This window comes from Vibrio sp. Y176, assembly GCF_033438945.1.
This window is the reverse complement of sequence record NZ_JAWOQS010000002.1, coordinates 289,453-309,312: the sequence shown is the minus strand read 5'-3', so window position 1 is coordinate 309,312 and position 19,860 is coordinate 289,453. Positions and strand designations below refer to the sequence as shown.

20 protein-coding genes are annotated in these 19,860 nt (G+C 43.3%); 11 read left to right on the top strand and 9 right to left on the bottom strand.

Annotated features, from left to right (window positions below):
- Positions 1 to 152 precede the first annotated feature (152 nt).
- Positions 153 to 944, bottom strand: a complete 792-nt coding sequence (locus tag R7O13_RS05620) for a PhzF family phenazine biosynthesis protein (RefSeq protein ID WP_115386742.1) — start codon at positions 942 to 944, stop codon at positions 153 to 155.
- A gap of 187 nt (positions 945 to 1,131) precedes the next feature.
- On the opposite strand from R7O13_RS05620, the gene R7O13_RS05615 reads away from it, so the two are divergent.
- Positions 1,132 to 1,665, top strand: coding sequence for a YbhB/YbcL family Raf kinase inhibitor-like protein (locus R7O13_RS05615; RefSeq protein ID WP_017635230.1), 534 nt, complete (start codon positions 1,132 to 1,134; stop codon positions 1,663 to 1,665).
- Positions 1,666 to 1,684: 19 nt separating this feature from the next.
- Positions 1,685 to 2,464, top strand: coding sequence for an AraC family transcriptional regulator (locus R7O13_RS05610; protein ID WP_017635229.1), 780 nt, complete (start codon positions 1,685 to 1,687; stop codon positions 2,462 to 2,464).
- 36 nt (positions 2,465 to 2,500) lie between these two features.
- Here R7O13_RS05610 and arsB read toward each other — a convergent pair whose 3' ends face one another.
- Positions 2,501 to 3,556 (bottom strand): ACR3 family arsenite efflux transporter, encoded by a 1,056-nt coding sequence (arsB, locus tag R7O13_RS05605; RefSeq protein ID WP_005385145.1) that lies wholly within the window; start codon positions 3,554 to 3,556, stop codon positions 2,501 to 2,503.
- Between the two features lie 85 nt (positions 3,557 to 3,641).
- On the bottom strand, positions 3,642 to 3,983 hold the full coding sequence (locus R7O13_RS05600) for an ArsR/SmtB family transcription factor (protein ID WP_064354579.1): 342 nt from the start codon (positions 3,981 to 3,983) through the stop codon (positions 3,642 to 3,644).
- Positions 3,984 to 4,253: 270 nt separating this feature from the next.
- Between R7O13_RS05600 and R7O13_RS05595 the strand changes: the two genes are divergently transcribed.
- Together R7O13_RS05595 and R7O13_RS05590 are read left to right on the top strand one after the other, a co-directional pair.
- Positions 4,254 to 4,838: an NAD(P)H-dependent oxidoreductase gene (locus tag R7O13_RS05595; RefSeq protein ID WP_318303246.1), complete on the top strand. Its 585-nt coding sequence runs from the start codon at positions 4,254 to 4,256 to the stop codon at positions 4,836 to 4,838.
- Positions 4,839 to 5,005: 167 nt separating this feature from the next.
- The gene (locus R7O13_RS05590; RefSeq protein ID WP_005375456.1) at positions 5,006 to 5,371 is read left to right on the top strand and encodes a winged helix-turn-helix transcriptional regulator; all 366 of its coding nucleotides are present in this window, start codon (positions 5,006 to 5,008) and stop codon (positions 5,369 to 5,371) included.
- A gap of 195 nt (positions 5,372 to 5,566) precedes the next feature.
- On the opposite strand, the gene R7O13_RS05585 is transcribed toward R7O13_RS05590, so the two are convergent.
- Both R7O13_RS05585 and R7O13_RS05580 read right to left on the bottom strand, forming a co-directional pair.
- Positions 5,567 to 6,250: a hypothetical protein gene (locus tag R7O13_RS05585; RefSeq protein WP_054865852.1), complete on the bottom strand. Its 684-nt coding sequence runs from the start codon at positions 6,248 to 6,250 to the stop codon at positions 5,567 to 5,569.
- A gap of 511 nt (positions 6,251 to 6,761) precedes the next feature.
- Positions 6,762 to 7,301 (bottom strand): redoxin domain-containing protein, encoded by a 540-nt coding sequence (locus tag R7O13_RS05580; RefSeq protein WP_104980833.1) that lies wholly within the window; start codon positions 7,299 to 7,301, stop codon positions 6,762 to 6,764.
- A 564-nt stretch (positions 7,302 to 7,865) separates the two neighbouring features.
- Between R7O13_RS05580 and R7O13_RS05575 the strand changes: the two genes are divergently transcribed.
- Complete coding sequence (locus R7O13_RS05575; protein ID WP_318303244.1) at positions 7,866 to 9,623, top strand: SgrR family transcriptional regulator; 1,758 nt, start codon at positions 7,866 to 7,868, stop codon at positions 9,621 to 9,623.
- Between the two features lie 9 nt (positions 9,624 to 9,632).
- On the opposite strand, the gene R7O13_RS05570 is transcribed toward R7O13_RS05575, so the two are convergent.
- Complete coding sequence (locus R7O13_RS05570; protein ID WP_318303242.1) at positions 9,633 to 10,508, bottom strand: LysR family transcriptional regulator; 876 nt, start codon at positions 10,506 to 10,508, stop codon at positions 9,633 to 9,635.
- Between the two features lie 141 nt (positions 10,509 to 10,649).
- On the opposite strand from R7O13_RS05570, the gene R7O13_RS05565 reads away from it, so the two are divergent.
- From R7O13_RS05565 to R7O13_RS05555, 3 genes are all read left to right on the top strand, one after another.
- Complete coding sequence (locus R7O13_RS05565) at positions 10,650 to 11,618, top strand: aldo/keto reductase (protein WP_318303241.1); 969 nt, start codon at positions 10,650 to 10,652, stop codon at positions 11,616 to 11,618.
- Positions 11,619 to 11,627: 9 nt separating this feature from the next.
- Positions 11,628 to 12,032 (top strand): GlcG/HbpS family heme-binding protein, encoded by a 405-nt coding sequence (locus R7O13_RS05560; protein ID WP_005385161.1) that lies wholly within the window; start codon positions 11,628 to 11,630, stop codon positions 12,030 to 12,032.
- Positions 12,033 to 12,180: 148 nt separating this feature from the next.
- On the top strand, positions 12,181 to 12,561 hold the full coding sequence (locus tag R7O13_RS05555; RefSeq protein WP_005375467.1) for a hypothetical protein: 381 nt from the start codon (positions 12,181 to 12,183) through the stop codon (positions 12,559 to 12,561).
- Between the two features lie 110 nt (positions 12,562 to 12,671).
- Here the strand turns inward: R7O13_RS05555 and R7O13_RS05550 are convergent, their stop codons facing one another.
- Positions 12,672 to 13,004 (bottom strand): helix-turn-helix transcriptional regulator, encoded by a 333-nt coding sequence (locus tag R7O13_RS05550; RefSeq protein ID WP_005375470.1) that lies wholly within the window; start codon positions 13,002 to 13,004, stop codon positions 12,672 to 12,674.
- Between the two features lie 141 nt (positions 13,005 to 13,145).
- Between R7O13_RS05550 and R7O13_RS05545 the strand changes: the two genes are divergently transcribed.
- From R7O13_RS05545 to R7O13_RS05535, 3 genes are all read left to right on the top strand, one after another.
- Entirely contained in the window at positions 13,146 to 13,457 is a 312-nt protein-coding gene (locus tag R7O13_RS05545) for a hypothetical protein (protein WP_005375472.1), read from the top strand.
- A gap of 722 nt (positions 13,458 to 14,179) precedes the next feature.
- Positions 14,180 to 15,337, top strand: coding sequence for an amino acid permease (locus R7O13_RS05540; RefSeq protein WP_053303777.1), 1,158 nt, complete (start codon positions 14,180 to 14,182; stop codon positions 15,335 to 15,337).
- Between the two features lie 232 nt (positions 15,338 to 15,569).
- A complete protein-coding gene (locus R7O13_RS05535) occupies positions 15,570 to 15,917 on the top strand; it encodes a hypothetical protein (protein WP_017821612.1) in 348 nt (115 codons plus the stop codon).
- Between the two features lie 144 nt (positions 15,918 to 16,061).
- Here the strand turns inward: R7O13_RS05535 and R7O13_RS05530 are convergent, their stop codons facing one another.
- A complete protein-coding gene (locus R7O13_RS05530) occupies positions 16,062 to 17,933 on the bottom strand; it encodes a methyl-accepting chemotaxis protein (RefSeq protein ID WP_318303238.1) in 1,872 nt (623 codons plus the stop codon).
- A gap of 436 nt (positions 17,934 to 18,369) precedes the next feature.
- A complete protein-coding gene (locus R7O13_RS05525; protein WP_005385171.1) occupies positions 18,370 to 19,734 on the bottom strand; it encodes a YjiH family protein in 1,365 nt (454 codons plus the stop codon).
- Between the last annotated feature and the right edge of the window lie 126 nt (positions 19,735 to 19,860).

The window sequence follows — 19,860 nt, the reverse complement described above, 5'->3', positions numbered from 1 at the left end:
TGGGACTGCATTCAGTGTAACGTGAGTCAGTTTTGTCCGGCTAGGAAGTTAATTCCTTCAATATTCATCAATTGATTAATTATTGAAGCTGGCTTGATCCTGCGGAAGCCGTGCTTTACTTGGCTCTTTTAAGTTGATTACATGAATATCATTTAAACAAAAATCTTGCCTTTCATGTAGAGCACGCCGTCGCCAGATACTCTTACTTGTTCGCCAGTAACTTCACAGTGCAAAATACCTCCGCGCTGAGAAGCTTGGTAAGCGACCAGTGACGTCTTGCCTAATTCTTCTGTCCAGAACGGTGCTAATCCAGCGTGAATCGAGCCAGTTACGGGGTCTTCGTCACCACCATTTGCAGGCCAAAAGTAACGAGATACAAAGTCTTGTTGATCGCCTTTTGCGGTAACGACCACATCGTAAGGAGCGAGTGTCTTGAGGTGCTCTGAACGGTATTGAACCTCAAGTACCTCCTGCTGGTTGCCGACCACCACAAAATACGCTTGAGGGCTAAGCAGTACGCGTTCCACATCGCAACTTAGGCCTTCAATCAATGCCGAGGGAATATCAGAAACGGCTTTTGGAGGACGAGCAGGGAACGTCATCTCGATCTTACCTTGCGCATTCTTCTCTACGGTGAGGGTTCCTACTTCCAGAGTATGAAATTCAATCGTGCCATTAATGCCAAACTCATCAAACAGAACTAACGACGAGGCCAGTGTCGCGTGTCCACAGAAATCGATTTCAGTAATCGGAGAGAACCAACGAATCTCATATCGGTTTGCGCCAATGGATTTTAGAAAAGCCGTTTCCGACAAGTTGTTTTCTGTCGCGATATTTTGCATCAATTCTGGGGCTAGCCATTCCTCTAAAGGTATCACCGCTGCTGAGTTGCCTTTGAATTGCGTATCGGTGAAGGCGTCCACCACGTAGATATCCAATTCCATTTTCCTTCCTTATTCCGTGAGCGATTAATTAGCATAAACCAAGTGCAATTAAGAGAGTAAGAAGTTTGTGTTAGAATCTTAAAGTGTCAAAATTATAGATTATTTTGTGGTTTTTGATACTTACTGACAAGGATTCGGACTGCTGGGTATTTAGACTAGTGTTGAATTCATTGAAAGGAAGAAAAACATGAAAGCGATATACAAGTCAGTTTTGGTATTGAGTGTTTTTGCGGTCGGTTCTGCCCATGCATTTGAACTCGTGAGTAGAGATATTCAAGAAGGCCACCCGATGGCGAAGACATTTGAATACTCTGGTTGGGGATGTGATGGCGGGAATCAATCACCACAATTGATGTGGAAAGAAGCTCCAAAGGGCACAAAAAGTTTTGCGATCACCGTGTATGACCCCGATGCACCAACAGGCAGTGGTTTTTGGCATTGGATAGCGTTTAATATTCCATCCACCGTTAGCGAGCTACCTCGAGGCATTGATATGAACAAGTTAGGCGGCAAAGAATCTCGTATTGACTACGGCACAACGGGGTTCGGCGGCGCGTGTCCTCCAAAGAATGATGGGATGCATCGTTACCAGTTTACGGTGTGGGCATTGCCAACTGAAGAACTGAACTTGGATGAAAACACGCCACCAGCCATTGTAGGGTTTACTTTGAATAGTGTTGCTTTGGGTAAAGCGACATTAACCACGACTTACACGCGATAATTGAATATAAGGGGAGAGAATGGGTCACCAATATCAGGTTACGCTGTTTCGTGCGGAGCAGCAGCAGAAGCTTCGTAATGTCAGGATTCACTCCCCAAGCCTTATTCAGATTGTTAAGGGGAGTAAACATCTTTTCTGGAAAGATGAAGTACTCGACATCCATGATCCAAATATCATGCTTTGTGAAGCAAATGCATCCCTAAATTTTGAAAACCTTCCTCTACAAGGGCGATTTCTTTCTCGAATGTTCAGTTTTCACTGTGTGCCTAGCGATGAAATGTTGGAGCTAAGCATGAGCAACGCATTAGGAAACTATGTACCCGTTGTTGAGACAGATAAAGCATTGAAAGCGACGTTAAATGCTTTGTTTTCGTTTGAGCGGGAAAGCTTAAGTGAAGCGACACAACGCTATTGGATTATGGGCCTATATCAGCAGCTAGCTGAGAGAGGGTTATTGCATCGGTTGTTCTCGAGTTCACATATCTCTTTTAGTCAGAAACTTAGTCGTTACTTATCGCGCTCTCCAGGGGAGGAGCATCCATTAGACATGGTCGCGGGGCACTTTGCTATGAGCCGAGCAACATTGATACGCAAACTGAAACAAGAAGGTACCCAGTATCGTGAAGTATTGGCAGAAGTGCGCTTAAATCACGCACTTTACTTGATGCAAAATGGCTCGTATAACGTTGCTATGCTCGCACAGTTGTGTGGTTATCAGTCAGAGGGGCGTTTTAGCCAACGCTTTAAAAGTAAGTTCGGCCTAACGCCCAGCGAGTATATTAAAACGGTAGTGAGTTAATGTTTTACCGCTTTTGTATTTTTTGTGCTTTTTAGGTTAGCCATAATATTTGGCTTTCATTCGCAATGCTACATTCACCAAAGCAATCAACACAGGCACTTCGATCAGCGGGCCAATGACACCAGCAAAAGCTTGGTCTGAGTTTAGTCCAAACACCGCGATAGAAACCGCAATAGCCAATTCAAAGTTGTTGCCTGTTGCTGTGAAGGCAATCGACGCATTTTTGTCGTAGTCGATGCCCATTTTCTTACCAACGAAGAAGCTGACAAAGAACATCAACACAAAGTAGATAGCCAGTGGAATTGCTACACGGAATACATCCATTGGCAGTTCAAGAATCATTTCACCTTTCAAGCTGAACATCAGTACGATGGTCGCAAGCAGGGCGATAAGCGTAATTGGTGAAATGCGTGGGATGAATACGTCGTTGTACCATTGTTCACCTTTCGCAGCGACCAGCCATTTGCGGCTTAGGAAGCCCGCTAGGAATGGGATACCAAGGTAAATAAGAACGCTTTCCGCGATGTCCATCATCGAGATATCAACCACGAAACCTTCGTAACCAAAGACTGGTGGCAACACAGTGATAAACAACCATGCCATCACACTGTAAGTCACGATTTGGAAAGCGCTGTTTAATGCAACTAGGGCTGCGCCGTATTCTTTGTTACCACCACCGATATCGTTCCATACCAATACCATCGCAATACAACGAGCAAGACCGATCAGAATGATACCAACCATGTAACCCGGATGATCACCTAGGAAAGTCAATGCAAGGATGAACATCAAAATAGGGCCGACAATCCAGTTCATGACCAAAGACAGCGTGATTGCTTTTTTATCTTTCGTCACTGTGCCTAGCAGGTTGTAGTTCACCTTTGCGAGTGGCGGGTACATCATCAAAATCAAACCAATCGCTAGCGGTACGTTTGTGCTACCAACTGACATTGACTCGTTCCACTCAGCAACTTGAGGGAATGCTGCGCCAATACCTACACCGATTGCCATTGCAACAAAAATCCACACCGTTAAGTAACGGTCCAAGAAGCTCATTTTGTCGCTGGCACTATTTAAAACTTGAGTAGTCATAGTGTTCTCTTATTCGTTTATCGTCGAAAGGCGATGGTTAAAGGTATAGTTTATCTCTGCACGCCTGACCAGCGTGCAAAGGGCATTAATCAAAGAACTTGGAAAATCCTAGATTGAACTGATCAAACGCGTCGCGTTGAATGCGGTAACACACCTTAGGTGGGTTTGGCTCGGCGCTGATAAAGCCTGCTTGCTTGAGAATACGCAAGTGCTCGGAAACAGTAGATTGCGCAAGACCCAGTTCAGAAACCAAATCACTGTTCAAACAACCGCCCATGGTATCGAGCGTGTGCAGGATATGCAGAATGCGCAAACGTGCTGGATGCGACAAAGCTTTTGCTTGCGCTGCTAGAGTTTGTTCTTTCTCGAGCTGTTGTTGCGTTGTCTGAAAAACGACTTCGCACGTGTCCTTGCACTTATCACTCATTCGCTGGCCTTAATAGTTAATCGTCGAATTGCGATAAAGTGTACGCCTGCTCTGTGGAAGATGCAACAAATCGATGAAAAAATTAATCGTGAAATAACGATGAATAAAAAGTTGAAAAAATATATCTTTTAAAAACAGTGATATAATTAAAAATTAAGCAGGTTACTAAAAGTTAACTAATTGCACTATATTTCTAGGTTACCATAATAAACCACATCCGACGCACAATGGTTACTGCGTCATCTTGTGAACTTATTTAAAGGTAATCCCATGAGCAACGTACTGATCATCAATGCACACGAACCATCACCATATTCAGAAGGTCGTCTAAATGCTTCTCTTGTCGACAAAGCACAGACGCTTCTGCAAGCAAAAGGCCATGAGGTTCGCGTTGTGACAATGCAAGATGAGATCAACGTAGATGAGCAACTCGCACACTTTGAGTGGGCTGATCGCGTGATCATCCAAAGCCCAGTCAACTGGATGTCTGTGCCTTGGTCATTCAAAAAATACATGGACGACGTGTTTACTGCGGGTATGGGCGGCGCACTATGTGCATTCGATGGCCGTAGCGCAGAAGAACCAAAGAAAAACTATGGTACAGGCGGCACTCAAACCAACAGCAAATACATGCTGTCACTGACATTCAACGCGCCAGAAGAATCGTTTGATGATGAGAACGAATACCTATTCCAAGGTAAAGGCGTGGACGATTTGATGTTCCACATGCACGCTAACTTCCGCTTCTTTGGTATGTCAGCACTGCCTACATTCGCTTGTTACGACGTGATGAAGAACGCAGATATCGAAAACGATTTTGTTCGTTTCGAAGCTCACATTAACGAAAACTTCTAATCCTTTTAGAAAGATAGTGCGAACTGAATGATGAATTGAGATGGACTGCTACATGCGGTCCATTTTTATTTGTTTGCGGGGAGGTGACGTTTTTATTACTCTAAAGCACTAAATGTATCTAGCTTACTTTTCGTTACCTAGATTAGGTGCGTATCTTGAGGTGTATTGTGGAAAGCAGAATCAGTGTAGATAGCAAAGGTCGTAAGTCAGTGGCGAACGTATGTGCGGAGCCATGTGCTATCGAGAAAGGGATGCGTCTAATTGGTGGTAAATGGAAAGGTTCTCTGATTTATCATTTGAAAGACGGCCCAGTTCGTTTCAATGACTTAGCACGCATGCTAGGCGGTGCAAGTAAAAAGATGATCGACCAACGTCTTAAAGAGCTAGAAGCGGAAGGGATGGTGGTGCGTAAAGTGATCAGCGACCGCCCAATTGCAGTCAGCTATGAACTAACAGAGTTCGGCCGTACCGCACTTAAGATTCTTGATGATTTGCGAATTTGGTCTGAAAAGCATCAAATTGAGCTTCGTTAAGACCAAAGTAGCTAATCGCAAACGTCACTCTCTTTTGAAAGCTGATTAACAATACATCGCCGTTTATACCCAAGTAACTTAGATGTGCTTCATTCAAATCGTAATTTGTTTCGTAAAACAACGTACTCTTTCGAGTCAGGCATATCGAAGCTACTTGAGCATAATCGTACTTTTTAAGTTTTTGATTTTTAGTTATTATTTTATCATACTTAATAAGTTGTAGAATAAATCACTCACTTCAGTTGAATTTAAAAAAGCACTATTTAATTCCAGTTTCTTTTCAAAATCGGAATATTTATCGAATTCCTCTTTCTCAACTAAACCTATTGGTGAGTTGTCGTTAACGTGGCTTTCATATTTTTTGATGGTATATAATTTAGACTTTTCGTCAAAATATTGAATTATCTTAATGTTAACGTCAGGTCTCTCCGTATTATACGTGATCGTAATTTTTTCATAATCTTTATTAATCGGAGTCGTAAGCCCTGTAGGGTAGATGATTTTAAACCCATTAATGTCATTCTTCTTCGTGCTTTTATAATGTTTTGAGTATGAAAAGTTTTCAATTGCACTTTTAGTGACGATAATTGACTCACCTTTCTTTAAACCGTATTCGGTACATTCATAATCGTCGACAACCGTAGAATTTCTTTTCTTTTCAATCAGGTAGGACAAGGTTGCAGATGTCCCTCCGTGTTCCAGTTTTTGTTGGTTTACAGAACAATAGAAATGACCTTTGTCCACCGTCATTGCGTTGACTTGTTCCGGATTTGAAATGGTGGGATGTATATCTTTTGCTGGATCGTTGTCGCTTCCTCCTGAACCGCATCCAACTAATCCGATACAAACGGCCATATAAAGCAAAGAGATTTTATTCATACTGTATTTCTCAATTAAGATGTGTGATTGCAAATAACGATTAATTATATTTATATAAAGTGAAAATTTTTATTTTTAATTGAACGGTGTTTTATTGATAATTTAATCGTTTGCTTTTATTTTGTCTCTTACGGTATCTATGTTTTCATTTATGGTATGAATTATTAGAATTGCACAATTGTGAGTTGCAATAGGATAATAATCGCTAGCCAACTACTTGTGTAGGTACCGTTATGATTTATGTATCCGTTAAGTCTAAGTTTTTAGTCTTAATTTCATGTATTTATCGTGAAAGTGACTTAGAAGTAAATACTTAACGTCGTTTGAGGGGAGCCTGGACTTCACTGATCTTGTTTTTCATCAAGACGTTGTATAATGAACAAGGACTCTATTTCCAACTTGTTGATACATATCAGATCTCACGGATCTGATATGCATTCCAAGTTATTCTCACTAAGGCAAGAATCCTAGCTTATTTAAGGATAGAAAGTTTACTTGGGTGTAGAAGATATTAGTAATCCAATGTGCCACGGATAGGGTAGTTATTGTTTGGATCGCGAATCCATGCCAATCCGCGTGATAGCGCGCCAAGCTCAGGGCGAACAAACGGGTTGTTTGAAATATCCACCACGTGTAAGTCGCCGTGTTCATTCACCACAAACAGACCTGGTTCTGCGAAATTATGATCGGTTTCCTGTTCAGATCGAGGAATAGATACATACAAGCCTAGCGTTTTCATTTGTTCTTCGGTCAGGCCGTAAGCGATAGAGAAGCTGATTTCGAGTTTCTCTAGATGCCCCTCTAGCTGTGCTTTTGAGTCGCCAGAAACGGCAAGAATATCGACGCCAGCATCAGCGAAAGCCTGTTTGTAACTCTCAAGCTCGTTGAGGTACTTAGTACAAAGAGGGCAGTGTTTACCACGATAAACGAATACTGCTTGCCAAGTCGCATCACCTTGCGGCTGACCCAACGTTACGCTTGAACCATCTAGCAAAGTGGCTTGAAGATGAGGGAAGCTGTCGCCCGCTTTAAGTTTCACTGAAGTTGCCATATTGACTCCCGAATTGGTGGTGTATATCCATGAATGCCCCTTTCTCAACAAAGCGATTGGGGGATGAGACTTCAATGTAGACTCTGTTTTGCGGTGTTTCAACTAGTTAACTTTTAGTAACCTGCAATAAGGTAGTAGAGTGCAAAAGATGAAAAAGCAGAACTTAAGATACAACGAAGTGGGGGTGTAGTATCAGGAGCTAAGTTCTGCTTGAGGTTAGGCTATGACCACTGGAACATATCGTTAAGATAAACCAGAGTCATCACTTCTATTTTATTACTCGATTGAGCTAGGCGTTGCTGAAAAAAGTACGCCATCATTGGCTTCTTCATTTCTTCCTCCTTTAGCTGACGAGTAAATTATGTGTATAAAAGGGGATATAAAAAAGAGAGTGCTTTTGTTGGCTTTTTTCCTAATAACGTAAATATATGGGGCTTTAAAGCCGAATTTGGAGGTTAATTGTGGAAAAGGGGAACAGATAATTAGGAAGTTTTCTTATTTTATTACCGCCAACTTAAGTAAACTATTCCTATCCACAAACTTCACAGATCTAAGGTTGATTCAGTGTCTGATCTCAATTTGTTTCGCTATTACCAACGATTACTCTCGTTTAGCGTTGGTGATGAAACAAAAACCACGTTACAGGACATTGCCGACATCATGTTCACTTCTTCTCGGCATGCTCGTAGCTTGCTAACGCAGATGCAGCAGAAGGCGTGGTTGAGCTGGCACCCGAAAGCTGGGCGGAACCAACGATCGACTCTTATTCTGAATATGGAGTTAGACGTTTTAAAAGAGAGCTTGGCTCTTGAACGTATCAAGTTAGGCAAGTATGAAAAAGCACTGGCGATATTAGATGAAGACGAAATGGCATTTGGCCGTTTGTTAAAAACAACGTCTGGTGCTTCTGTTCAAGAAGGACAGCTCAATATTCAATTAACCTATAAGCGAATGTTTGAGCGCGTCGTTCCACATCAACTTCAGCGTAGCAGCGAACGTTTCTTATTAAGGCAAATCTATTGTTGCTTAGTTTCGAGTGATCACAATGGGAAAGTGCAACCAGAACTCGCACATCACTGGCGTTATGACGAAGACACCTACGAATGGACTTTCTACCTTCGTCCAGGTCTGACTTTTCATAATGGTAATTCCATTGATGCAGAAACAGTGGTTAGCTTGTTTGCAAAGTTGAGTTCACTACAGTATTACGAAAAAGAGTTGGCACATGTTGCTAACATTACTGCGCCAACGCCATTGAAGGTTGTTTTTAAGCTTAATCGAGCTGACTTGGGCTTTGCTGGACTTATTTCTGGTGTGAAATACGGCATTCAACCAGTAAGCCAAGTTAACGTAGCGAATAACAAGCTGGTGGTCGGAAGTGGCCCATTCTCTGTTGTCGAGCACAATGAAAGTCGTTTAAAACTGCAAGCATTTAATGGTTACTATGCATGTAGAGTTCTAACGGATTTGGTGACTATCTGGATTGTTGATGACGAGCAAATGGAGAACCCGTCATTGGCAGCAAATACGTTGCAAAGGGATACTTCGCCCGAGGAGGATTTGTGTGGACACTATATGTCGACGCAAAACCGAGAAAACTCATCGGCGAGCAAGCGTAGTCGAATAGAAGATGGTTGCTTATTCGCCTTATTTAATCAGCACGCTAAGCACAAACTCTCTTTAGCGCAGCGCCGTTATATTAGTGAGCTAATTCAACCTGAGCTCTTGGCCGAAGTGATGCGCCGCGAGAATATTGTATTTGGGAGTATACCCGCTCATAACCTGCTACCAGGTTGGAAGCCAGTGCTCCGTCCGTTCAGTGAGCCGCTTAAGTTACCTAAACACATTACGATAGCCGGATATAACTATACCGCGTTGCGTCGCTGTGCGCGGGCTATTTCTAATCGTTTGGTGAGTGTTGGCAGTAAAGTAGAAATTGTTATGTATTCCTATCGTGAGCTGAACGAGAAAGCTAAGAATGGTGAGCTAAATGAGACGATGGTCGTGACGAACATAAACCTAGATGATAATCGTCATGCCTCAGCGTTCACGAACTTCTTCAGCAACGCTGTGCTATTCCACACTTTGGGAGAGAAGAACGCACAATGGTTAGATGAACAACTACAGAGAGTCAGATCTTTCGTTCCACTTGAGGGCTACCTTAATGCATTGGAGCCAATTGCATCGACGTTGATCAGCGAGTATTGGATTGCACCTATGTTCCACCATACACAAACTTTGCGCTTCCAAGGTGTTTTAGAAGACGTAGCTTTAACCAACTGGGGTTGGCCAGATATTCGCTCGGTGTGGTCAGCGGATTAACTGCCTCAGTTATTGAGCAAAGTACTGCTTCACGAATTCAATGAAGGCTTTGGTTTTCGCCGATTGATAGATGAGTTGCGGATACACTAAGTATACTGCGTTGTGCTGGTGGTCCGTTTCTTCCGATAGAACCTGCATTAGACGACCATGTTCAACGTCTTGTTCGACAAAGTAACTTGCTAACCGAGCAACGCCATTGCCTGACAGGGCTGATTCTTTGAGTAAGCGGTTTTCATTGCTTGAAAGCCAACCTCGGGTTTGAACTGTTCCCGTTTTTAACGGCCACTCTTTTTGATGCAATGTGGTTAAGCATTGATGCTGTTTTAAATCTGCTAACGTCTCTGGCGTACCTTCTTCTTGCAGATACTGAGGAGAGGCAACCAGCCAGTGGTGGTAGTCCAAAAGGTGCTGCGCAATCATATTCTCGGGCGGCGTTCTTGTTGCTCGAAACGCAAAGTCGACGCTGGTTTCCGTCAGATTAAACGCTTGATAGCTAGAAAGAATCTCGAACTCTACGTTTGGATGTAAAGCGCGAAACGCCACACACAAATCATGCAGCACCGCTTCGGCAAACATCTTGGGAGCAGTAAGACGAATCAGACCGTCTACTTGCTCAGATTGCTGACTTAAACTCTTTTCCATTTCCATTACGCGGCGTTTGAGATCTTCCGCTTGTGCAAAGATCGATTCACCTTCTGCCGTCAATCTCACGCTGCGTGTGGTTCGAACAATCAAAGGCGTGGCGAGTTCCGATTCTAAGCGCTTGATTTGTTCCGACAGGTAACTTTTAGAAATGCCAAGTTGCTCCGCTGCTCTAGAAAAATTGAGTGTTTGAGCCACTTCGGCAAACAGCATCAGTTTTTCGATTCTCTTATAATCTGCCATCTTGATTGCTCGTCTTTATTGTTCGGTAGCGAGGATAATGAATTCGATTTTACGGTATTAAACTAATTTTTACGAACGGTAAGATGGTTAGAGTTAACTTAAGAAATTGAAGATGCAGAAATCGGAAAAGTGAGAATAACGATGAACAATCCAACACTACCGCTCGCCAAAACCTTACCTAACGTTAGCCGCTTGGTCTTCGGCTGCATGGGGCTTGGAGGGGAGTGGAATCGCAACCCATTAACCGCCCAAGATGAAAACCAAGCTTATGCCGCTGTAGAGGCAGCATTAGAGGTTGGCATCAATCTCTTTGATCATGCGGATATCTACAAATTCGGTAAGGCTGAAGAAGTGTTTGGGTGCATCTTAGCCAATGACTCAACCTTACGAGAGCGAATTTATCTGCAATCCAAGTGCGGCATCCGTCTAGGAGATGAGCAAGGTGTTAAGCAGTATGACTTCTCTGCCAAATGGGTGACGGCTTCTGTTGAGGGCATTCTTGAGCGCCTTGGCGTGGAAAACCTTGATGTTTTGATGCTGCATCGTCCTGATCCTCTGGTTGAATTTGAAGAACTGGGCACAGCGCTAAAAGCACTGAAACAAGCTGGCAAAGTTAACCACTTCGGTGTTTCTAACATGAACAGTGCTCAAATTGACCTTCTTCAACAAGCAACGGGCGAAGTTGTTGTGGCGAACCAGTTGGAAATGAGTCTGGCTAAGTCTGACTTTATTAAGCAAGGCATGGGGCTTCCTTCGTCGGAATCTGACTACGTTGCGGGAACACTGGAACATGCCCGTAAGCATAATATCCAACTGCAAGCGTGGGGCAGTATGGCGCAGGGAAGATTCTCAGAGCGTGGTTTACATTCTGATGATCACAACACCAGACAGACGGCGGAGATGGTAATGGCGCTAGCAGCTGAATATGGCGTGTCGTCTGAGGCGATTGTTTTAGCTTTCCTGACGCGTCATCCAAACCAAATTCAGCCTGTTATTGGTACTGCAAACCCACAGCGTATTCGCGCTTGTGCTCAAGTAGAGAACGTCACGCTATCACGTAGCCATTGGTATGGCTTGTTCGAGAAAACCCTTGGTCATGAGATCCCGTAGGAGAGAAAAATGAAATACGTACAAGTTCAAACTTTGATTCAAACGGCATTGGAAATTGCGACTGCTCGCAAGCAAAACATTGCGGTTGCCGTGGTTGATACACATGGAGAATTGCTCGGTTTTGCCCGAATGGATGATGTGAGTGTGCAAGCAGGTTTGTTGGCACAGAACAAAGCTTACACCTCGGCTAGAGACCGTCAGCCTAGTGGCAATCTGGGCGCTTGGGCTCGTGAGACAGGTAAGCAGTTGAGTTATTGGACTGACCCAAAGATCACTGGCTTTATGGGTGGTGTACCTGTAGAACAAGAGGAGAAAGTCGTCGGTGCAATTGGCATTAGCGGTTTAGCTGAGCAAGATGATGAAGCACTGGCGATGGAAGTATTAAACGCGCGTGAGTATAACGTTTATCAGTAGGTGTGATGCTTTGTCCAGCTTTGTACTCACTGTAGGGACTCAAGTTCACAGGCTTCGTCGAGTCACAATGCTATCTAATAGCCTGAAGTAAGCAGAAGTTGAAATCGCGAACTATGATTAATTTATTTGAAAGCTTTGAGGCCTAAATATGTTTCATAAGGTATTCGTTTCGCTATTTTTTGTTCTCCTCTCAGGCTGTGGTACGAGTGACAGCGCGTTAAAAGAGAGCGGTTATGATGAAGCTTATATCCAAGGCTTTCATGACGGTCGGCATAGTGGTATGCAAGAGGCAGGGAATGATTTTGAACACTATATTAAGGACGAAACAAGGTATCAAACCGACTCAGATTATCGACAAGGCTGGGATGCTGGTGAGGTAGAGGGTAATAAGTTACAAAAGCAGGCGACCGCGATAGGACAAGGCATGATTGATAATTCGTATGAAGAACGTGATGTATTTGATCCTGATAAAGTGGCGAAAGATGCAATAAAAGGCGTTGATACATCGGAATTAAAAAGCCTAGAGTAACGGACTGATATAAAGAATAAAACTCGTCATTTGACGAGTTTTATTTTTGTCTAAACGATTCATGTTTCAACGCTCAACAGGACATTCACGTTTGGGTATGAGTAATGTCGTTAATCACCTTTCTTGTTCTTTTGTTCAAGGATTAACGATAACAGGCGAACGAGCAGGGACTGAGCTTCCGGTGAGAGCAATCGCGCCACGGCCGTTAAGTCATTTGCTGTGACATGCTGAACATCACGTACATCTAAGGCAATATCTAGGTCAGTCAAATGAAGCGAACGCAATATGGCACGATATTGTGAGAGTTTAAGATCGGACTCTCCGCGCTCGATCCTTTGATATGTTTTTACGCTCATTCCAGCGATGTTTGCCATTTGCTCACGGGAGAGGCCATTCGATTTTCGTCTTGCGATCAGTGCTTGAATTATAGGGTCTACCTGCATGTGCTCTCCTGAAAGGACAGTTTTGACCTAAACGGAGCAAGAAGTGGACCAGTTTAACCACCACATATTTACCTGCTTTGCAATCAGTATAAAAATAACTGTCTTATAAAAACGTAAATATTTTAGTCAGTTATTAACTCAATGGAAAAGTATCAATCATACAAATCAATAGAAACGAAAGCTTCTATTCGCAAAATGCAACGCATTTTAGATCATTTATTTAGTGAAATTGATCAGCAACATCGTGAGACTAAAGAGAATGTTGTGACACTGATTCAACAGTCACAACAGCGATTGATGAACTACAAAGAGCTTTACCTTCACAAAGAATCGATAAGTGAAGTAGAGCTGCGGATGGCGCATGAAAATATGAGTGAGACTGAGAAGCAGGTCGCCGATATGGGTATTCCAGTGTTAACTTATATCATTGGCGCGCTAGATAAAGCGTATTAACACAATCGTAACGTCGGGCGATACAAGATTTATGCAATTTCGATCAATTGATGACATCTAAAAGAAAGGATGCAAATGCTGGGGAACCACACCCAGCATTCGGACACTCATTTACCTATATTTTCGAACCGTAAATCAGTGTTTAGAGGTATGTGAACCGAACGTGTCGGTACGCAGCGAATAATAGCGATATTGTCCGATCTAGGCTACGTCCTTGGAATCTAACACCTTCACTTAAACTGTAAATTAATCTGTACACCCAGCCAAATTGAGCCATTGAGCACGTTCTTCCTTCTCTTCAAGCGATAAAAGACTAATTAGTGACGAAAAAAACAACACATCTTAGGTAAAAGATAAGAGTTGTTAAAATATATCGCTATAAGATTGACCTTTTGCTTTTCAATCGTCCTGCTTATGCCTTACAATCTTTTCGAACCAAATCCATTCATAACGAATGGGGTTGATGAATTAAAATGAACAATTTTGCTTCGAACCCAAAGTTGCGCACATTTCATCAACGATGACATCGCCAAAAACGACTCTCAAGTGTTCATGTGCAAATGATTAACCACCTTTTGTTGCGTGTTTTCTTAGCCATACAGGGCTCTTGTAACATAGTGCTCTTGTAACCAAATTTTGACTAAGTCGGAGCGTTTTGTTGTGTGCTTTAGATAAAGCACAACTGGCGAGAAATTAACGGATTGAATTTAGAGGTATTAACCGTGAACCTAAAACTTGTCGGCAGCTCCCTGATCGTTGCAGGTACTGCTCTTGGCGCTGGTATGCTTGCTATACCAATGGTGCTTGCTCAATTTGGCCTCCTTTGGGGCACTCTTCTTATGTTGTTCATCTGGGCTGGAACGACTTATGCTGCGCTGCTCCTTCTTGAAGCCAGTTGCAAAGTAGGTGGTGGTGTGAGCATGAATGCAATTGCTCGCGAAACGCTTGGTAAAGGAGGCCAGTTGGTAACCAACAGCTTGCTTTACGCCCTGTTAGTTTGTCTATTAATGGCTTACATCATTGGTGCGGGTGATCTCGTACAAAAAGTAACAGCCTCATTTGGGCTTCCAACATCTACGATCTCAAGCCAAGTCGGTTTTACTCTTTTAGTTGGTATCATTGTCTCGGCAGGTACAGGGGTAGTAGATAAGCTGAATCGCGGTTTGTTCCTAGGCATGATCGTAGCGCTGATCCTGACACTTTTTGCGCTTGCACCAAGCGTCTCGTTTGAAGGACTTGATGAGGTTGTGAGCGACGATAAAATGGCACTTATCAAAACCAGTTCGGTGCTTTTCACCAGTTTCGGTTTTATGGTCGTGATCCCATCGCTTGTAACTTACAACAAAGAAGCGAGTAAAACACAGCTGCGTAATATGATTATCGTGGGCTCAACTATTCCGCTTGTTTGTTACCTATTATGGTTGTTAGCGGTTGTCGGCAATCTACCACCTCATGAGCTTGTTCAATACTCCAACGTAACAGAGTTGATCTCGGTACTAGGTCAGCAATACGAGGGCTTAGAGTTCATCCTATCCATGTTTACTGGTTTGGCACTGCTAACGTCGTTCTTAGGTGTTGCAATGGCGCTATATGATCAAAATGCAGACCTACTGAAAGCAAGTAAGCCAGTGATTTTTGTTACTACTTTTGTGCTACCACTATTAGGTGCTGTATTTGCGCCAGAACACTTCCTAGCTATTCTCAGCTACGCGGGGATTATTCTTGTGTTTCTCGCGGTCTTTGTCCCATTATCAATGACCATGAAAGTGCGCCGAGTGCCGGTAGAAGATGACAATATTTATGAAGCTGGTGGCGGCGCAATGGGAATGAGCATGATCTTCCTATTCGGCTGTTTCTTGCTGTTTGCCCAAGCAGTATAAAATCACGCTAGCTTATTTAAAAACTGAGCCGCTCGTAGTCAAACGGGCGGCTTTTTTGTATTCATAGCCGAACCCAGGCCACTCGAAGTCATCAGCATTTGTGATGTTTGACGTTTCTCTGATAATCACGGTTAGCGCTGACTTTTTAGTAAAACTCCTTAGCGAAAGGCTGACATGTACAGTGATTCACCCTTCTATTATATCGATGTTGATATGAATAAGAGGCTCTGTTGTGTCAAAGCAATTATCTTTTGCCATGGTTGGCGTTATGTTGTCTTTAGGTGTGTTGAGTACAGAAGCGGTGGCTGACCCGAAGCATAAGCATGGACATCGGTACGATCACCATCATGCGCATCACCACCATCATAAACACAAGCGCAAGCACAAGCATAAACATAAACACAAACATCGTGACGTTATTTATGTGGAGACCCGACGACCAAGGCGCAGTTACTATTACCATGACCGAATTCCTCGGAATAGTACCTACATAAAGATTGGAGATTTCACTTATCTAAAAGTGGACGACCGCTATTATCGTCGTTCTAATGATCGCTATATCCATGTCGAGTTCAATTAAATTTGAAAGGACACATAGTCGGCGTTCTTGTAATGTTGAGCTTAATAGCACCAACATGGCACATGTAACATCGACCAATACTAGGGTAGAGGGTTAAAAACAAAAACAGCGAGCCGGTGCTCGCTGTTTTCGCTTAAATGAGTGTTAGACAGTAAATCTATTTAAGATTTGATCTTGTTTATGTACATCTTCTTGTTGCGCCTGCATCGCGTCGTTGGTTCGATTTGCCGATTCGGCGACTTGAGTCGATAGGTCTTTAATATTCACCGTATTGTTGTTGATCTCTTCAGCGACAAGGCTTTGCTCTTCCGCTGCTGAGGCAATTTGCAAGTTCATATCGGAAATACGCTGAATCGCGTCACGAATGCGTTGTAACGCACTATTTGCTAAACCCGCTTTTTCAACGGCCTCTATAGCACTACCTTTGCTTTGATGCATGGCATTTGCCACAGATGAAGCGCCAGATTGTAGTTGCTCAATCATAGTACGAATCTCTGTTGTCGACTCTTGAGTACGTTGTGCGAGTGTACGTACTTCATCTGCAACAACGGCGAAGCCTCGGCCAGATTCTCCCGCACGTGCAGCCTCGATTGCGGCATTCAACGCGAGTAAGTTTGTTTGGTCCGCAATATCGTTGATGACTTTTAGAATCGTTTCGATATTGGCGGTAGCAGATTCCAACACTTGTACTTCTTCGACTGCAAGGTCAATGCTATCGGAAAGCATGTTTATCGTTTGTGTCGATTCACCAACGATAGAAGACCCCTCAACCGTTGCTTGGTCGGCTTCTTTGGCTGCACTTGCCGCACCTTGCGCATTATTAGCAACCTCTGTCGCGGTGACAGACATCTCATGCATCGCGGTAGCAAGTTGTTCTAGCTCTTGCAGCTGAGTGTGAATTGCGCCTGCCGAGTCTTTTGCGCCCTCAGCGGTGATTTGAGTTCCGTTTAAAATTTGATCAGAAATACGTTTTGACTCAATGATTTGCTGTTGTAAGTTCTCCATGAACGTATTGAAGTTTGTGGCAAGCTCAGAAAACTCTTGGTCAGTATCTGTTTCGAGGCGTTGTGTAAGGTCGCCTTTCCCTGATGCTACATCTTTAATCGCATTGTTTAGCGTGTCCAAAGGACGCATGAGAGTGCGAATCAACAGAGTTAGGGCGATAATAGATGCAATCACGGCAATGATTGAATAAATAATAGCGTTGTTACGGAGCTCTCCTACGGCAGAATAGGCAACAGCTTCATCGATCACCGAACCTACGTACCAGTTCTCGCCAGGAATGTGAGTCAGGTTAACCATGTAGCGGTTGCCATCAATCTCAACATGTTGTGCTGATTGCGTAAGTTCGATTTGTGGGAGGTAGCTACCGACTTTCTCACCGTTGTATTTACTTTGAGGGTGAGCAATGGTTGTGCCATCAGCGGTGACCAGAAATAAGTAACCAGCATCAAACAGATTCACTTGGTTGACGAGATCAGAAAGGGTAGTTAATTCGAGGTCATAAAACATACCGGCTAAAAACTGGCCATTTTCTTTTACTGGCGTACCAACAGAGATGATAACGTTTTTCGAAGACGCATCGACGTACGGATCGGTTACGACCAAATCGCCTTTGCTCTTAGCTGCAATAAACCAAGGACGCTGACGTGGGTCGTAGTCTGGACCCGCATCCCAGCCGTCGTCATTTTCAATCACAAAGCCATTACTTTCATAACCAAAACCGATGGCAAGGAAGCTGCTTTTTGGTGTGGGTCTTTCAAGTATTTTTTGAACATAGCTATGTGAACTGGGGTCAAGCTCAATCACTTCAGTAATGGAGCGAGCGAGATCCTTCTTTGCATTCATTTCTGATTGCACAGTGTTACCAACACTGGTCAATATCTCGTTTACACTTGAGTCGATTTGCTCCTGAGTTTGGGAGCGGATGGTCATAACTTGTTGTGTCGACAATAACGACACGGTAATTAGCAGCAAAAATGAAGAGGCTGTGACAACCTTATGTCTGAATTTCATGAGCTTTCCTCTGATTCTCCCGGTTGGTTCCACTTTGCTTTCGCCTCTTTTAAACCGAGCGAATTGGGCATAAAGAGAAACCTATTGTGTTTGGTTATATTTTTATCGACATCTTTGTCAAAAACATGAACTCATTTGTCGTCTTTTTTAACTAAATTTAAACAAACCGACAATTTACGTTAAAACTTGTGAGTGTGATCATATTTGCGATCTCAATTAATGAAATCGTCATAATGAAAAGAATTGCTTAACAAACAGTGGCATCAACTGGCTTTACAGGTGAGGTGATGAAAATTTTGTTGGTGCTGACAGGTGTTTTGTTGAAGTTTTGTCTTTGTAAATTATGAGCTTTTTACTAAAAGCCTAATGTGGACGGAGTTTTAGGTATAAAAAAGGCCCCGACGATGCGGAGCCTTTGTTAATTGACGTCTCGATTTTAGAAAATAAGATGAGCAACGCCAGCAATCACAGGTAACGTGATTAACGTACGTAAAATGAAAATTACGAAGAGCTCTACAATGTTTACTGGAATTTTGCTGCCTAACAGTAGGGCACCTACTTCCGACATGTAGATAAGCTGAGTTACTGACATTGCAGCAATAACAAAACGTGTCATTTCGTTATCTATTGAGGCCGCTAAAATTGCTGGAATAAACATATCTGCAAAGCCAACAACGATTGTCTGTGATGCTGCAACAGCTTCAGGGACTTGCAGTAGCTCTAGGTATGGGATAAACGGTTGACCCAGAATTGCAAATACAGGCGTGTATTCTGCAATCACCAATGCGACGGTACCAAGACCCATAACTACAGGTAGTACGCCAAATACCATGTCGACTGCGTTGTGTACGCCTTCTTTAAATACAGACTGAACCGATGTGACTTGACCAGCACGCTTAAGAGCTAGATCCATACCCCAAGAGAATGTGGTGTGGCCTTCTGGCACTGCATCTGCGTCTTTATCTGGGTTGCTGCCGTCAATGTAGCGATCTTTCTTCAGACTAAGCGGAGGCAGGCGAGGAATGACAATCGCAGCTACGATACCAGCTAGACAGATAGCGCCGTAGAAAGGCAAAAATAAGTGCTCTAGTTTTACCTGAGCGATAACAACTAAGCTAAACGTGATCGATACTGCTGAGAAAGTGGTCCCGACAACAGCCGCTTCACGCTGAGTATAGAACTTATTTTCGTATTGCTTGCTGGTTAGCAAGATACCAACACTTCCGTCGCCTAACCAAGATGCCATACAGTCAATTGCACTGCGGCCAGGTAGGTTGAATACCGGACGCATTATTTTACTGAGTAACGCACCAAATAGCTCCAGAAGACCGAAGTTCAAAAGAAGCGGAAGCAGTAAACCCGCGAAAATGAAAACGGCAAACAGAGTAGGTAGGAGACCAGTAAGAACAAGCCCGCCAGTGTTCTCTTCCCAAATTGCTTTTGGACCCACTTGGAAAAACGTCATTAACACGGCAGCGCCGCCGATTAAACGAACAACGAGCCAAAGTGGAGATGGGTTGAAGAGACCGTTTAAAAAACCATTACGTAAAATTGCAGCTGGCTTAAAAATTTTGCAAAGAACAGAAGCAACGGCCATGAAAGCGATGATACTGGTGACGATAGCAATCAAGGTATCGCCTAACACCGCTGGGATGACTTTTGCCATCACGGCAACGGGAATGGTTAGGCCGCCATCGTAAGAGATCGGAGCCATAAAGAGTAGAAGACCAATTAGGGAGGGGATGAAAAACATCCAAAAGTTGCCCTTAGGAGCTTCAGTAGCATTAGTGGTGTTATGCATAGTTGTCTCGTGTTACTACTAGTCAATACTTGCCATTTCCATGACATAAATATTCACTAAACATCCGTATTTAATCACAGTTTTGCGGAGGGTACCCGCAAACTGCATCCATTGCAATACTATTCA